Annotated in this window: 12 protein-coding genes and 1 pseudogene; 6 read left to right on the forward strand and 7 right to left on the reverse strand. The window is 57.8% G+C overall.

Annotated features, from left to right (window positions below):
• From OKC42_RS05230 to rlmM, 6 genes and pseudogenes are all read left to right on the forward strand, one after another.
• The coding region (locus tag OKC42_RS05230; protein ID WP_144033373.1) for a transposase at window positions 1-171 on the forward strand (171 nt) is incomplete at its 5' end.
• A 207-nt stretch (window positions 172-378) separates the two neighbouring features.
• Window positions 379-2,520, forward strand: coding sequence for a methyl-accepting chemotaxis protein (locus OKC42_RS05235; RefSeq protein ID WP_151286740.1), 2,142 nt, complete (start codon window positions 379-381; stop codon window positions 2,518-2,520).
• Between the two features lie 284 nt (window positions 2,521-2,804).
• The gene (locus OKC42_RS05240) at window positions 2,805-3,725 is read left to right on the forward strand and encodes a transcriptional regulator GcvA (protein WP_005338622.1); all 921 of its coding nucleotides are present in this window, start codon (window positions 2,805-2,807) and stop codon (window positions 3,723-3,725) included.
• Window positions 3,718-4,348, forward strand: a pseudogene (locus OKC42_RS05245) (alpha/beta family hydrolase). The gene OKC42_RS05240 and the pseudogene OKC42_RS05245 overlap by 8 nt, the downstream one beginning before the upstream one ends.
• A 51-nt stretch (window positions 4,349-4,399) precedes the next feature.
• Window positions 4,400-4,786 carry a DUF423 domain-containing protein gene (locus OKC42_RS05250; RefSeq protein ID WP_270819192.1) on the forward strand — a complete coding sequence of 129 codons (387 nt, stop codon included), beginning with the start codon at window positions 4,400-4,402 and terminating at the stop codon, window positions 4,784-4,786.
• A complete protein-coding gene (rlmM, locus tag OKC42_RS05255) occupies window positions 4,779-5,873 on the forward strand; it encodes a 23S rRNA (cytidine(2498)-2'-O)-methyltransferase RlmM (RefSeq protein ID WP_270819193.1) in 1,095 nt (364 codons plus the stop codon). The genes OKC42_RS05250 and rlmM overlap by 8 nt, the downstream gene beginning before the upstream one ends.
• Window positions 5,874-5,955: 82 nt before the next feature.
• Here rlmM and OKC42_RS05260 read toward each other — a convergent pair whose 3' ends face one another.
• The 7 genes from OKC42_RS05260 to queF form a co-directional block, all read right to left on the reverse strand.
• Window positions 5,956-6,414: a hypothetical protein gene (locus tag OKC42_RS05260; protein ID WP_005349721.1), complete on the reverse strand. Its 459-nt coding sequence runs from the start codon at window positions 6,412-6,414 to the stop codon at window positions 5,956-5,958.
• A 117-nt stretch (window positions 6,415-6,531) separates the two neighbouring features.
• Window positions 6,532-7,539 carry an isocitrate dehydrogenase gene (locus tag OKC42_RS05265; RefSeq protein WP_005349723.1) on the reverse strand — a complete coding sequence of 336 codons (1,008 nt, stop codon included), beginning with the start codon at window positions 7,537-7,539 and terminating at the stop codon, window positions 6,532-6,534.
• Between the two features lie 159 nt (window positions 7,540-7,698).
• On the reverse strand, window positions 7,699-8,499 hold the full coding sequence (gene xni, locus OKC42_RS05270; RefSeq protein WP_123173615.1) for a flap endonuclease Xni: 801 nt from the start codon (window positions 8,497-8,499) through the stop codon (window positions 7,699-7,701).
• Between the two features lie 134 nt (window positions 8,500-8,633).
• Window positions 8,634-9,989 (reverse strand): nucleotide 5'-monophosphate nucleosidase PpnN, encoded by a 1,356-nt coding sequence (ppnN, locus tag OKC42_RS05275; RefSeq protein ID WP_005338611.1) that lies wholly within the window; start codon window positions 9,987-9,989, stop codon window positions 8,634-8,636.
• Window positions 9,990-10,137: 148 nt separating this feature from the next.
• A complete protein-coding gene (locus OKC42_RS05280) occupies window positions 10,138-11,754 on the reverse strand; it encodes a GGDEF domain-containing protein (RefSeq protein WP_244775407.1) in 1,617 nt (538 codons plus the stop codon).
• Window positions 11,755-11,837: 83 nt separating this feature from the next.
• Window positions 11,838-14,120, reverse strand: coding sequence for a tetratricopeptide repeat protein (locus tag OKC42_RS05285; protein WP_270656291.1), 2,283 nt, complete (start codon window positions 14,118-14,120; stop codon window positions 11,838-11,840).
• Between the two features lie 209 nt (window positions 14,121-14,329).
• On the reverse strand, window positions 14,330-15,178 hold the full coding sequence (gene queF / locus OKC42_RS05290) for an NADPH-dependent 7-cyano-7-deazaguanine reductase QueF (protein WP_270819194.1): 849 nt from the start codon (window positions 15,176-15,178) through the stop codon (window positions 14,330-14,332).
• Window positions 15,179-15,180: the final 2 nt, after the last annotated feature.

The following is a 15,180-nucleotide window of genomic DNA, read 5'->3' on the forward strand; positions in this document are numbered from 1 at the left end:
ATCCGGGCCAAGGTGGAGCACCCGTTTCGCATCATCAAGCGACAGTTCGGCTTCGTGAAAGCCAGATACAAGGGGTTGCTGAAAAACGATAACCAACTGGCGATGTTATTCACGCTGGCCAACCTGTTTCGGGCGGACCAAATGATACGTCAGTGGGAGAGATCTCACTAAAAACTGGGAATAACGCCTTAAATGGCGAAGAAACGGTCTAAATAGGCTGATTCAAGGCATTTACGGGAGAAAAAATCGGCTCAAACATGAAGAAATGAAATGACTGAGTCAGCCGAGGAGAATTTCCCCGCTTATTCGCACCTTCCTTAGGTTTTTGTTTATAAAGTCGATAATCTATCCATATCTGTATGACGTAGGAATATTGGCATGAGCGCTCTTTCTGTCCAGGGTCGGATTACCCTGATCGCCGGTTGCTGTCTGTTGGTGACAGCCGCCGCTCTGGTTGCCTCTTCGATTTACAACGCGAACAAGATGCAGCAGCAGGTGCGGCAAGCCACCATGCACGAGGCGCAGCAGTCTGCCGAGAACTGGATGAAGGCGATGGGCTCGGAGCAGGCTGCCAAGGTGACCAGCTATCTCGATGAGGCCTATTTCCGGGCCAGTTTGCTGGCGGAGAGCGTGTTGTTCCAGCGCAAGAATGCGGCCGAGAACTTTGTCCATTCGGAGGCGCTGCGCAGCGCCGTCAATCAGCAACTGCACGATGCCGTTGCCTCATCGACCAATCTGCTTGGTGTCTATGCGGTGTTCGAGCCTGATCAGCTGGATGGGGAAGACAGCAACTATCAGGGCTCAACGGCGCTGGGTTCCAACGACAAGGGGCGTTTTTCCAGTTACTGGGCCTATGACAACGGCAAGATAGAGCCGGAAGTGCAGAATGAGGATGTACTGGCCGATGAGAGCCCGACCGAGGCTGGTGGCATCGAAAACGAGTGGTATCGCTGCAGCATTCGCACCCGTGCCCTCTGCCTGCTGGAGCCCTATCTGGACGATGTGGGCGATAAACAGATATTGATGACCTCGGTGACGGTCCCGCTGCTGGAGCAGGAGACCTTGCTGGGGATGGTCGGGGTCGATATCTCGCTGGCCACTTTGCAGAGTCTGGTCAGTACCATGGACAAGGAGCTCTATGACGGCAAGGGCAGAATCTTGCTGGTCAGCCACGAGGGGCGCGTGGCGGGAGCCGATGAGTTCGATGTGACCATGGGGCGCGGGTTGGATCAGAAGTATCAGGGGCTGGTCAGCGAGCTGAAAGGCTGGCTCAGTCAGGGGCAGGAGCTGACTCGCTGGAGCAGCGACGGCGCCCTGTTGCAGACCTTTGTCCCGGTATCCATGCGTGGCACCGACCGTAAATGGGGCATCTACATTGAATTGCCACGGGCCGTAGTGCTGGCCTCGGCCCAGCAACTGCAAGATGAGCTGGCCAGTGAGGCCAATCGCAGCGTGGTCTCGCAGCTGTCGATCGGAGTGCTGATCTCGCTGGTTGCCCTGAGTTTTATCTGGTTGATGGCGCGCCAGATTGTGGCACCCATCCGCGCCGTAGTTGCCCGCCTCAAGGATATCGCCAGTGGTGAGGGGGATTTGACCCAGCGTATCGAGATCCAGCGGCAAGACGAGATCGGCGAGCTGGCCAAGTGGTTCAACAGCTTCCTCAACAAGTTGCAATCCACCATCAGTCAGGTGATTGATACCGTCTCCGGTACGCGTAACAGTGCCGAGCGAGCCGCGCAAGTGGCCGAGCGCACCAGCAGCGGCATGCAGGCCCAGTATCAGGAGATCGATCTGGTGGCGACGGCATTTGAAGAGCTGAGCGCCACCGCGTTGCAGGTCTCCGGTAATGCCGGCTCGGCGGTGGCGGCTGCCAACACCACTGACGCTGCAGCGCAAGAGGGCAAATATGTCGTTGCTGACACCCAGGAGGCGATGCGCAAGCTGATGACCATTATCAACGATGCCCAGCCGGTGGTGGAGCGGCTCTCCGCCAACAGCGACAACATCAACGATATTCTCACCGTGATCCAGGGGATTGCCGAGCAGACCAACTTGCTGGCGCTGAATGCGGCTATTGAAGCGGCGCGGGCCGGTGAGCAGGGCCGTGGCTTTGCCGTGGTGGCCGATGAGGTGCGCAATCTGGCCGGTCGCACCCAGAATGCCATCGTCGAGATCCAGACTCTGATCAGCCAACTGCAATCCGGTACCGGCGCCGTGGTCAAGGCGATCCGAGATGGTCATGGTCAGGCTGACGAGACGCTCGCCAAGGTGGATCTCTCGGTGCAGGTGCTGGAGCAGATTATCCAGTCGGTCTCCACCATCCATCAGATGAACGAGCAGATTGCCCGGGCGGCGCAGGAGCAGAGCCGGGTGGCGGACGAGATCAACCGCAACGTCAGCAACATTCGCGATGTGAGCCACACCATTCGGGCCGAGGCGGCGACCTCCGCCGAAAATGGTCGCGAGCTCTCTGCGCTGGCGGATAAACAGCAGCAGCTGGTGGGGCAGTTCAAGGTATAGAAGGGATGAAAAAAGGCGCCATCCAGCTGGAGGCGCCAAACACATTCAGATGACAGACTGGGTCAAACCGGTGAGATTTGAGCCCCTCTTCCCGCAGAGGAAGAAACACAACACCACAATCACAGTCGAAAGGCTCACTAAAAACACATGTAAACCAACACGTAGTAGAAAATGTGAGCCATATGACGACTGGTTGCTGGGCGAATTATGTTTATTCACTGGTCGACCCGCAACCGACAAATTATAATGCGCCCCATTAGAAAAACTCATCGTCGGCTGGTGTCATGTCTCGTCGTTTACCCCCGCTCAATGCCCTCAAGGCCTTTGAAGCAGCGGCTCGTCACTTAAGCTTTACCCGCGCAGCAGAAGAGTTGTTTGTGACTCAGGCTGCCATCAGTCACCAGATCAAGGCGCTGGAGGAGTATCTTGGCATCAAGCTGTTCCGCCGCAAAAATCGCTCCTTGTTGCTGACCGAAGAGGGGCAGGGCTATTTCCTGGATATCAAGGACATCTTTGCCTCCATCTCTGAGGCGACCGACAAGCTGCTGGCCCGCAGTGCCAAGGGGGCGTTGACTGTCAGTTTGCAGCCTAGTTTCGCCATCCAGTGGCTGGTGCCGCGGTTGGTCAAGTTCAGCGAGCGCCACCCCGATATCGACGTGCGGATCAAGGCGGTCGATCTCGACGAAGGGTCGCTCACCGACGATGTGGATGTGGCCATCTACTACGGGCGCGGCAACTGGCCGGGTCTGCGCTCGGACAAGCTGCATACCGAATATCTGATCCCGGTCTGTTCCCCCTTGCTGCTGACCGGGCCCAAACCGCTGCGTACGCCGCAAGATTTGACTCTTCATACCCTGCTGCACGATACCTCCCGCCGCGACTGGAAGGCCTGGTTTCGCCAGCTAGATATTGATGCACCCAACGTCAATCAGGGGCCCATCTTCAGCCACTCCACCATGGTGATCCAGGCGGCGATCCACGGCCAGGGGGTGGCGCTTGGCCACAGCGTGCTGGCGCAACCCGAGATTGAGGCCGGCCGCCTTATCTGCCCGTTCGAGCAGGTGCTGGTGAGCAAAAATGCCTTCTATCTGGTGTGCCAGGAACAACAGTCGGATCAGGGCAAGATCGTTGCCTTCCGCGACTGGATGCTGGAGCTGGTGGAGCAGGAAGAGGCGCGTCGCAGAGCAAGGCTCGCCGATGCCTGATGTGATCCGCGAGGGGGCAGTTGATGCCCCCGTTCGCATTTTGCTGGCCCACGGGGCAGGCGCCGGGATGGAGCATGTTTTTCTTGCCGAGTTGTCACGCCTGCTGGCTGGCCCCGACATCGAAGTGGTGCGCTTCAACTTTCCCTACATGACAAAGCGTGCACAGGATGGCAAGCGCCGCACGCCGGACAGGGCGCCTGTGCTTTTTGCTCATTGGCGCGACATGATCCGCGAGTTTGCCCATCCACGGCTGTTTCTGGCGGGCAAGTCGATGGGGGGGCGGATGGCGGCGGAACTGTATAGCGAAGGCGAGGGTGAGATGAATGCTGCAGGATTGCTCATTCTCGGGTATCCTTTCCACCCTCCGGCCAAGCCCGACAACTGGCGAGGCGAGGTACTCAAGCATATTGCAGTGGCCGACTCTGCTGTTGCAGGGGGAGCGCGATACCTTCGGTAGTCGCGCCGAACTGGCCGATTTCCCCTTCTCACCCGCCGTATCGGTCCATTGGTTGACCGATGGTGATCATGGTTTCAAACCGCGTAAAGCCAGTGGCGTGAGTGAGCAGGAGAATATGCAGCATGTAGCGGCGGCCATCAGCCATTTTGTCGCCCGGCACGGATAGCAAGAGAGAGTTGGCCTTATGGCCAGCCGTGATGAGAGAGGGAGTGTGAGGATGCAGATCCATCGACATTGGCTGATACTGGCCGGTCTCTTCGGGTTGACGGCCACCATGTTGGGGGCTTATGGCGCTCATGGATTGGCGGCGACCGGCATTACGCCCGAGCGTCTGGCGGCGTTCAATACCGCCGTGCAGTATCAGTTTTTTCACGCATTGGCCCTGCTGGTTCTGGGCTGGTGTGGTGTGCGCAGCAAGGTGATCCACCTGGCTGGCACCGCTTTTGTGCTGGGGATCTTCGGATTCTCCGGCAGTATTTACGCCATGGTGCTGCTTGGCAGCAAGGGGCTGGGGCTGATTACCCCGGCCGGTGGCCTCTGTTTTATGTTGGGATGGGCGGCTTTGATTTGGGCCGGCTGTCGTCTTGGAGGAAAAAATGAATAATCTGCTGCTTTATTGCCGCCCCGGTTTTGAGAAAGAGGCGGCTGCAGAGATCACCGAGCGTGCCGGTAACATGCAGTGCTACGGTTTCGCCCGGGTCAAGGACGACAGCGGTTATGTGATCTTCGAACTGTATGACGAGGAGCAGGCGGACCTGCTGGCTCGCAAGCTGCCATTCCGGGAGCTCATCTTCATCCGCCAGATGCTGGTGGTCACCCATGAGCTGAAGGAGCTGGATATCGCGGACAGGATCTCCCCGATCCTTGAGACGGTGAGTGACTACACCATTTGCGGTGATCTGCGGGTCGAAACCGCGGACACCAACGAAGCGAAAGAGCTGTCGGCCTTCTGCCGCAAGTTCACCGTGCCGCTTCGTCAGGCGCTGCGCAGCAACGAGATCCTGACCAAGAAGGAGACGCCGAACCGTCCGGTGTTCCACGCCTTCTTCATGGCCAATGATCATGTCTTGCTGGGCTACTCCTATTCGTTCAACAACTCCGGATTCCACATGGGGATCCCGCGTCTGCGCTTCCCGGCCGATGCGCCGAGCCGCTCCAGCCTCAAGCTGGAAGAGGCGTTTTACGTGTTCGTGCCGCGGGAAGAGTGGGATATGCGTCTCTGCTCCGGTCTGAAGGCGGTGGATCTGGGTGCCTGCCCGGGCGGTTGGACCTATCAGCTGGTGCGTCGTGGCATGATGGTGACGGCGGTCGACAACGGCATGATGGCCCAATCCCTGATGGATACCGGTCAGGTCAAGCATATCCGGGATGACGGTTTCGTCTGGCGTCCGAGCAAGAAGAACACCTACTGGCTGGTGTGCGACATGGTTGATAAACCGGCGCGGGTCGTTCACATGATTGCGGACTGGTTCCGTGAGGGTGACTGCCAGGAGGCGATGTTCAACCTCAAGCTGCCGATGAAGAAGCGTTATGCCGAATCGGTACACAATATCGAAGTGCTGCGCGAGATGCTCAAGGAGATCGACAACGCGTTCGTGATCCAGGCCAAGCAGCTCTATCACGATCGAGAAGAGATCACCGTGCATGTTTACAACAAGTACTGGGTCTCCAAACTCGAGCCCAAGGCGTGATGTAGCAGTTCTGCCCGTACGATAAATACCAAGGCCGACAGGGAAACCTGTCGGCCTTTTGCTATTCGGCTGCCGGAAAATATCAGAAACGGTAATCGAGGCGCAGGGAGGATTCGTCGTCGGTCACCTTGATCTCTATCTGCAGCGGGATGGTTTTGTCGACCGGATTGAATTGCATCTTTATCCCGTCTCCTCTCAGCCTGAGGGCGGTGTTCATTCCGCCAGCCTTGAACTTGACCTTGGGTCTGAAGCGTTCAACCGACAGACTGACGCTCTTTTCCGGGGTTAGATTAAGCTGCGGGTAGGAGGTGATCTTTTGATTACCAAAGTTGTCGGTGGAGACTTCAATACCAAACGACAGGGGTTTGGGTGCCTTGAGCAGGTCGTTGGTATTCAGGCTCGAGCGCCATACCTCGGTGGCAGTCCGTTTTTCCTGCTGTGGCAGTTTGGCGGTTTGGGTCTGTTGATCCTGCTCGAAAGCACTGGCAGTACCACAAACCAGCATCAGACCCGAAACCAGATAGCACCCGTATCCCTTCATGAAAAACACTCCCTGTTCTTCTTCTCTATTGAACATAGTTGCTGTTCGGGGAGTGGCAAAGGATTCGGAAATATAAAAAAGGGAGCAGAAGCTCCCTTTTAAAATCAATGAATTAACTCACAGACGATCGATGATGGCCTGGGTGAATTCGCTGGTGGAAGCCGTGCCACCCAGATCGCGGGTGACCCGATCACCGGATTCGATGGTGGCTCGTACTGCTTCGCGGATCCGCTCTGCTTTATCCTGCATGCCGAGGTACTCCAGCATCTGGATGGAGGCTAGGATCACCGAGGTCGGGTTGGCGATATTCTTGCCTGCGATATCCGGTGCCGAGCCGTGCACCGCTTCGAAGATGGCGGCGCCATCGCCGATGTTGGCGCCGGGCGCCATACCAAGGCCGCCAACCAGACCGGCGCAAAGATCCGAAAGGATATCGCCGAACAGGTTGGTGGTGACCATGACATCGAAACGCTCCGGGTACATCACCAGGTTCATGCAGGCGGCATCGACGATCATCTCTTCGCTCTGGATATCTGGGTAGTGGCTGGCGATTTCACGTGCCACTTCGAGGAACAGGCCGGAGGTCGACTTGAGGATGTTCGCCTTGTGGATGATGGTGACCTTCTTGCGCCCTTCCTGACGGGCCAGCTCGAAGGCGAACTTGACGATGCGCTCGGCCCCTTCGCGGGTGATGATGCTCATCGCCTCGGCACTCTTGTTGTCATCGCTGCGCTTCTGACCTGCTCCCGAGTACATCCCTTCGGTGTTTTCACGCACTGTGATGATGTCGATGTTGTCGTAACGGCTTCTGGTGCCCTTGAAGGAGATGACCGGACGCACGTTGGCGTAGAGGTTGAATTTCTTGCGCAGGGAGACGTTGATGGAGGTAAAACCGCCGCCGACCGGGGTGGTCAATGGCCCTTTCAGGCTCACCTTGTTCTTCTCAATCAGATCCAGGGTAGCCTGGGGCAGCAGCTCGCCATGCTTCTCGAGGGCAACCAGACCCGCATCAGCGTATTCGTACTCAAAGTCACAGCCCGCATGGGTCAGGATCTGGATGGCTGATTCAATGATGCTGGGGCCAATGCCGTCGCCGGGGATCACGGTAATTTTTCTTTTGGACATGAGAGGGTTCCACTTCTAGGGTATAGGGGAGGATGGGGCTGCTTTATAGCATTTACTCAGCAAACCAACCACATTCCTTTACATTCTACTCACTTTTATCAACAGCGAGGGTGAGTCTCGTCATGGTTCACGCCCTTGCCTGCATTTTTGTTCGGCACTTTAGTCTGGCTGGGGCGGGTAGCGGATGTCCCGCAGGTTGAATCCCAGCGGAATATCCCGCTGCAAGCGCACCAGCCGCTGGGCCAGCAGGGCCTCATCCTGATGTTGGCGCAGTTTGAGCAGTGGTTTGGCGGTGTCCTCTTGCTGGCAGACCTCGAGCATGGCCGCCAGATTGCCATATTGCAGCAACAGCTGGGTGGCGGTCTTGGGGCCGATCCCCGGAACCCCCTTGATATTGGAGCCCCCGATACCGGTAAGCGCCCAGAAATCGACCAGCTGAGCAGGGGCTACCCCATATTGCTGCTGGACGAAGGCCGCATCCAGCCAGCGTTTGTTGAAGTAGTCGCGTACCCGGATCTGCGGGCAGATGAGCTGGCAGAAGCCCTTGTCGGTGGAGATGATGGTCGCTTGATGGCCATGGCTGGCGATGCCGCAGGCGAGAGTGGCGATAAGATCATCCGCTTCATCGGTCTCGGAGAGCAGAGCGTCGACCCCGCACTCCCAAAAGGCATCCTGCAGGGTCGCCAACCCCTCACGCAGTTCAGGGGGCATGGGGGTTCGCCCCTCCTTGTAGGCCGGATAGACCTCCTTGCGCCAGCTATGCACCTCGCCATCAAACACGGCAATGACATGGGTTGGCTCGCTATTGGCCAGCAGCTTGCGGCAGGTATTGATAAGGTTGGCGCGGGTTGCGACCAGTGCCTGGGCAGGGGTCAGTGCCTGCTGGGCCTGTACCGCGTGCAGACGGCGAATGAGGTTGAGGGCATCGATGATGAGCAGGTGTGGCCGGATAGTTGACATGGGGCACTCTTGGCGGTCGGGACGCCCCATTGTAACAAACCGCTCGCCTTATGGGGATTGATGGCGGTCGGGAAGGCATAGCACCAATAAAGAGGGGCGCCGATGCGCCCCTCTGTCGATGATGTATCTGTACCCTAGCGGACGATTTCGTAGCAGGGCACATACTGGCTGCCCGGCAGCTTCATCCGCTGCTGCTTGACGAAACTCTCCAGCAGCTTGTCCATCAGGTGCATCAGCTCCTTGTCGCCGTGCAGCTTGAAGGGGCCTTTCTTCTCGATGGCGCGAATGCCCCCTTCCTTGACGTTGCCAGCGACGATGCCGGAGAAGGCTCGACGCAGGTTGGCGGCCAGCAACTGGGGCGGCTGGTTGCGGTGAAGATCCAGACTGGCCATGCTGGCGTGATCCGGTTCGAAGGGGAGCTGGAACTCCGGCTCAATCTTGAGGGACCAGTTGAAGGAGTAGGCATCGCCGACCGATTTGCGGTATTCGCGGATTTTCGGCATCGCCTCTTTCATCACCCGGGCCACTTCCGGCGCATCGCCGACAATGATCCGGTAGAGCTTGGTCGCAGGTTCACCGAGGGTTGCCTTGATGAAGTCGTCGATGGCACGGAAGTAGTCGGCACTCTCTTTCGGGCCGGTCAGGATGATGGGCATCGGCTGCCGCTCGTTGGCCGGATGCATCATGATGCCGAGCAGATAGAGCAGCTCTTCGGCGGTGCCCACCCCGCCCGGGAAGATGATGATGCCGTGGCCCAGACGCACGAAGGCTTCAAGTCGCTTCTCGATATCCGGCAGGATCACCAGTTCGTTGACGATGGGGTTGGGCGGTTCTGCCGCAATGATGGAAGGCTCCGTGAGGCCGATGTAGCGCCCGTTGCGCACCCGCTGTTTGGCATGACCGACGGCGGCCCCCTTCATTGGGCCCTCCATGGCGCCAGGGCCACAGCCGGTACAGATATTCAGCTCACGCAAGCCCAGCTCGCTGCCCACGGCACGGGTGTACTGGTACTCGATCTCGTTGATGGAGTGGCCACCCCAGCAGACGATCAGGTTGGGATCGGCGCCGGGCAGGATCACCTTGGCGTTGCGCAGGATGGCGAACACCACATTGGAGATATGAGTGGAGTTGGTCAGATTGACCTGGCGGTTGGACTCGAGCTGATTGGAGACATAGAGAATGTCGCGCAGCACCGAGAAGAGGTGCTCCTGAATGCCGCGAATGATCTCGCCATCGACAAAGGCGTGTTCGGGGGCATTGAACAGTTCCAGCTTGACCCCGCGCTCGCGCCGGATCACATGAATATCGAACGATTTGAAACGCTCCAGGATCTCCTTGGAGCTGTCGGTATGGCTACCTGAATTGAGCACTGCCAGCGAGCAGTTGCGAAACAGTTGATAGATATCGCTGGAGGCAGTCTGCTTGAGGCGATCCACCTCAAGCTGTGACAGCAAATCCATGCTGCCAACGGGATTGATGTGCGTAATCATAGGTTCCCCTTTACTCACTTGTTATCGTTGTGCTTTTCCCTGGGGAGAAAAGGGGACGCTATGTTGCATCCCCTGAGATCGATAGTAGTGGTAATAGAGGGGGGAGGGAAATAGGGCGACGACTGTTCGCTGTTTTTTTAGCCGCTTGTCAGGCCAGAGTCACTTGATCCCGACCGGTGTGCTTGGAGTGGTAGAGCGCCTTGTCCGCCCGCTCGAACACATCTGATGGGTTGTCCCCATCCTTGAACAGGGTTGCACCGATGGAGATGGTGATCTCCACCTTGGCATCGCGAAAACGGAACGGGATGCTCTTGATGGTCTGGCGCAGGGTCTCCAGCGGCTTCTGGAACTTGTCCGGGTTGATGTTGGGCAGCAACACCACGAACTCTTCCCCACCAAAACGGGCGATGAAGTCGGTGTCACGCAGCGCGCTCTGCAGCGCCTTGGCGACTACTTTCAGTGCCTTGTCACCCGCCATATGGCCGTAGTTGTCATTGATGTTCTTGAAGTGATCGATGTCGATGATCGCCATGCAGAGCGGAGTGCGGTAACGAAGCCAACGTTTGTACTCCTGCTCCAGCCGTTCATCGAGGGCGGCCCGGTTGTGCACCTGGGTCAGGCTGTCGAGGAACAGCTTGTGTTTTTGAATGGTCAGCCGCTTCTTGTACTCGGCGGTCTCCTCCTTCATCAAGCGCAGCTTGGACTCCATGGTGGAGAGGCGGGTGAGCAGGTGACGTTCCCGTGCTGCGGTACTTTCCCGTTCTTGCAGCAGCAGGTTGATGGCGCCCATATGGCCGGAGATGGCGCGCTTGAGCGCATCGATGGAGTTATGGCTGGCCAGAGAGTGATCGATCGCCTGCAACTCGTTGACCAGTGCTTCGCGGGTCTCTCGGGTTTCGTTTTGCAGTGCACGCCCTTCATCGAGGGATTCGGTAAAGCCGACATGTACTGCGGACAGACTCTCGTTGAGGGAGCTGAGGAAGGCGCGGGAGGCTTTGCGCTCCTCACGGGTGCCTTCGATGATGAGCTCGATCACCTGCAGGCAGGTTTCCGCCAGCAGGGCAGGGTTGATCCCGATCAGCAGTTGGCGGCGAATGTCGCTCAGGCTCTCGCCGATGGCGCCGGCAAAGTCGAGTTCGGTGATAAGCCGCTGCAACTCATCGGCGATGCGAGCGTGATCTTTTAGATCAAACGGGTCTACATCGGGCTGGCCATCGTTGCTGGCAGTATCGCTTGCTTGTTGAGTTGCACCTGAAGGTGCCAACAGGGGTTGGCTTGGCAGCAGCTGGATCTTGATCGCCTGCTGGTAGAACTCCAGCAGCTTGATCACCTTCTTCTGGTGATCGGCAATGCCGTAACCGGCAGGACTTGCCAGAAATTCCTTGAGGGACTTGCGGGTCTCTTCCGGGAAGCCCTTGATGGTTTTCAGCTGTTTGGAACCAAGATCGATGGCAGTTTGGGTCAGGGTGATCGACTCTTCCAGCGCATTGCTGTGCTGCTGCAGCAATTTTTCAATGGCCAGCAGGTCGGCGTCCAACGAGGTAAATGCGGGATTGTTATCCAGTTTCTGCTTGAGCTTGGCGAAGCGATTGTCCAGCTCGCGGTCGAAACCACGGCAGGAGAGCATCAACTTGTTGATAAACTGGATGCCGCGAGCACGCTCTGCATCGGAAAACGACAGCACGCCGTCGAGTTCCAGCTGTTTCTGCTGAAGGGATTCCCTGAGTCTTGCCAATTGTCCTGCTACGGCAGCGATGTCATTCATTATCAGGTCGCCCTGTTGTCATTATTGTTTTTGGTGTTGGATAGCAACAGTGGTCGAACCTGGTTTCGATCCTCGCCTGTTATCTACATTATTTCCTGGTGGTTATCGGCTGCCGGCTTCCTTGCAAGGCTGGGCCAATTAACCCATTGCTTTTCATGAGAAGAATTGACTTTTACCAGTCCCTTGTCAATTGCCATCAGGCCGCATTGCCACACATCTCCATTAAAAAATGCCGCTTGTTGGCAATCGATCGCCGCGAGCTCCAACCAGGCGTTTTGCTGGCATTTTTCACTGAGCTGAATGGCTCCCGACAGGGCGAGATAGCAGAGGTCAAACAGGCCATTGTGATCGAGCGCGGTCGCCGCTTTCGGCAGGAAGGGGTGACTGACAATCCCGAGGCTGATCTGGCGATCCAGCGGATAGTTGCAAGGGAAGGCGGCGATGGCGGTCAGCAGGTCTCCCGCCAGTTGATGCAGGTTGGTGACGTGGCGCTGTGGCACCACATAGAGCATGTGTCCTTCACGCAAGTCATAGATACGGCCATCTTGCGGGGTCAGGGTGTCCATATAGGCACCGAAGGCCTGCTCGATTTCTCTGCTGGCCTGATAGCCGTGGCGCTCCAGCGTGTTGACCAGGAAAGGCACACGGAACAGCAGATAGTGCAGCTTGTCATCGAACTCGCTGGAGGGTTGTTCGCTGAGGTACCAGCGATCCGATTTCAGCTGGCGCTTTGCCATCTCCCGCGGCCAGCGGTTCATCAGCCGTTGCCAGTTGGCCAGCCCCGAGCGTGGCTCGATCAGCAGGGCTTCATTGGTCCGCTTTAGTTGCAGGCGGGCAGTACGCAGCTTGAGCCAGAGGGTGAAAAAGAGGTAGATAAAAAGCGCCAGCAGCAGGCTGGTGGTGATGCTCGACCAGAGATAGCGCTCCTGCTGATGCTGGCTGTTGTTAAGCCGCTGCTCCAGCTCCTTGATATGTTGCACCCGCTCGACTTGGACATAGTTGTCACGGATCGCCGCCTGCTCCATGGCCTGTTCCTGCTGGCGCACCTCTTCGCCAAGACGGTGGAAGCGCTTGTAGCTGTCGAGTGCCTGACGCAGATACCCCTTCTGCTCATAGGCTAGCGACAACAGGCGGAATACCTCGTACTGACGGCGGGTATCGCCGAGCTGATTGGCCAGCGCGCGGGCGTTCTCCAACTGCAGAATGGCGATGGCGGCCTCCTGCTTCTTCAGATAGAGCTCGCCGAGCAGCAACAGGGTATCGATCAGCGGCTCTTTGGCATCGCTCAGCTCATGGGACTGACGGGCCGCATTGAGGTAGTTGCTGGCCAGCGAGAGGTTGCCGCTTTGCAGGTAGGTTTTGCCGATTTCGTATTTGAGCAGGGAGGCTTGCGGTCGGTTGCTCCCCTCATCGAGCAGATCCAGCGCATTAAAGAAGTAGACCAGCGCCATATTGAGGTCGCCCTGCTCGCGATTGAGCCGCGCCAGCACCATCAGGGAGTCACACAGCAGGGAAGGGTTGCCGATGGAGTGGAAGTAGTTGGCCGCCTCATTGGCATACTGCAGCGCTTTCTGGGGCTCCTGCTCCTGCTGGTAGAGTTTGACTATCTGGTTCGACAGCAGGCCGAGAAAGAGCGGGTCATTGAGGCTTTTGGCCTGTTGCTGGGCATCGATATATTCCCCCAGCGCCAGTTGCGGCTGCTGCAGCGCGCGATAAAGATCGCCGCTGATGGCGCTGACCCAGGCACTGGCGAGAGGATTGGGGGTCTTGGCGGCCCAGATCCGCGCATCTGCCAAGTGGGCCTTGGCATCATCGAAGTGCTGGTTCTCGATGTCGTAGCTGGTGCGTTGCAGGCGGCCATAAATCTGGAGCTGGCTCTGCTTGAGCGTGGGGACGGCCAGCTGTTCGTCCAGTTGATCCATCAGGGCACGGCTGGTGCTCTGGTTATCCGGTTTGAGGGCCTGACTGCGGATCTTGAGATAGAGGCCGTGGGCCTTGAGTTCCGGTTGTCGCTCTTTGTCTGCCAGCGCCATCGCCTTGTCGAGCGCTTGCTGGGTGGCCTGATATTGGCCCAGTTGCAGCAGACACTCCCCTTTGAGCAGATGGGCGCTTATAGTCTGGGCCGCCGTGCTGTAACTCAGGATGGGCTCGCGATAACCGAACTCCTGGCGATTGCTGATGATTTGCTGGGGATTATTGGCTGCGCGCGTCAGGAAGGCGGTGGTGATCTGGACGCATCTGGCAGGATCGGTCAGTACCATCGATTGCGCTTGTTGCAGATCGATAGAGAGTTGCTCCTTGTCCAGATCCAGATTCGGAGCTGACAGGGAGGACATCATCATGGCCAGAAAAAACAGTTGATTCATTGGATTAAGGACGGCGCAGAGGTGTTGGCATGTTATCCAAGCCCCCCCCTGCGAGTCCAGCGTTTACTGTGGTTTGCTGGTGGCCGGCAAGTGGGTTTCGTCTGGATTTTATTATCCAGCACCCTTATCCCTGCTGCGTAAAGCATCAATTGAAGCCTTTTGCCAGTCATGGAGGGCAGCGTACCTGCCCTCTCTGTCGCAGCTCGACTTTATTGGCGGATCAGACGCAGGTTGGCGGGCACGGCTTCGAAATCGGAGCGGAACGGGTTGATGTCGAGGCCGCCGCGGCGGGTATAGCGGGCATAGACGGTCAACTGCTCAGGCTGGCAATAGTGCTTGAGGTCGATAAAGATCCGCTCGATGCACTGCTCGTGGAACTCGTTGTGCTGGCGAAACGAGATGAGATAGCGCAGCAGCTTCTCCCGATCGAGTTTCGGCCCCTTGTAGCGGATCACCACAGAGCCCCAGTCGGGCTGGCTGGTCACCAGACAGTTGGATTTGAGCAGGTGGCTGTGCAGGGTCTCTTCTACCTGATCGCTACCGGCTGCCCCTTGCAGCAGGGACGCATCAAACTCGTAATTGTCTACCTCGATATCCTGCTCATCGATGCACTCGCCGGGCAGCAGGGCAATCTGGTGCGGCGCCTGAGCAAGGGGGAACAGGGTCACCTTGACGGTCTCGCCCGCACAGGCACTCAGATCCTTGGTCAGCATGGCGGCGACTGCCTCGATAGAGTCGCAACGGGTCTGGTTGAAGGAGTTGAGGTAGAGCTTGAAGGATTTGGATTCGATCAGGCTCGCACTGGTGGCCGGAATGGCCACTTCCCCCACCGCCACCATCGGCTTGCCCTTGGCATTGAGCCAGGAGAGCTCATAGAGGGTCCAGACATCGCAACCGCTAAAGGGCAGGTCATCGCCCAGCTGGAGATCATCCCGGTTCAGGCTACGTGGAACCGGCTGCAGCAGGGAGGGGGTGTACTGGCTGATGTAATCGGATTGCTGGCCCAGGCTCAGGCCGGTCAGGGCGCTGGCCCCGGCGTATCTATCTTGTTTGCTCACAG

It is taken from the genome of Aeromonas sp. Y311-2, assembly GCF_027706025.1.
GTDB lineage: Bacteria > Pseudomonadota > Gammaproteobacteria > Enterobacterales > Aeromonadaceae > Aeromonas > Aeromonas veronii.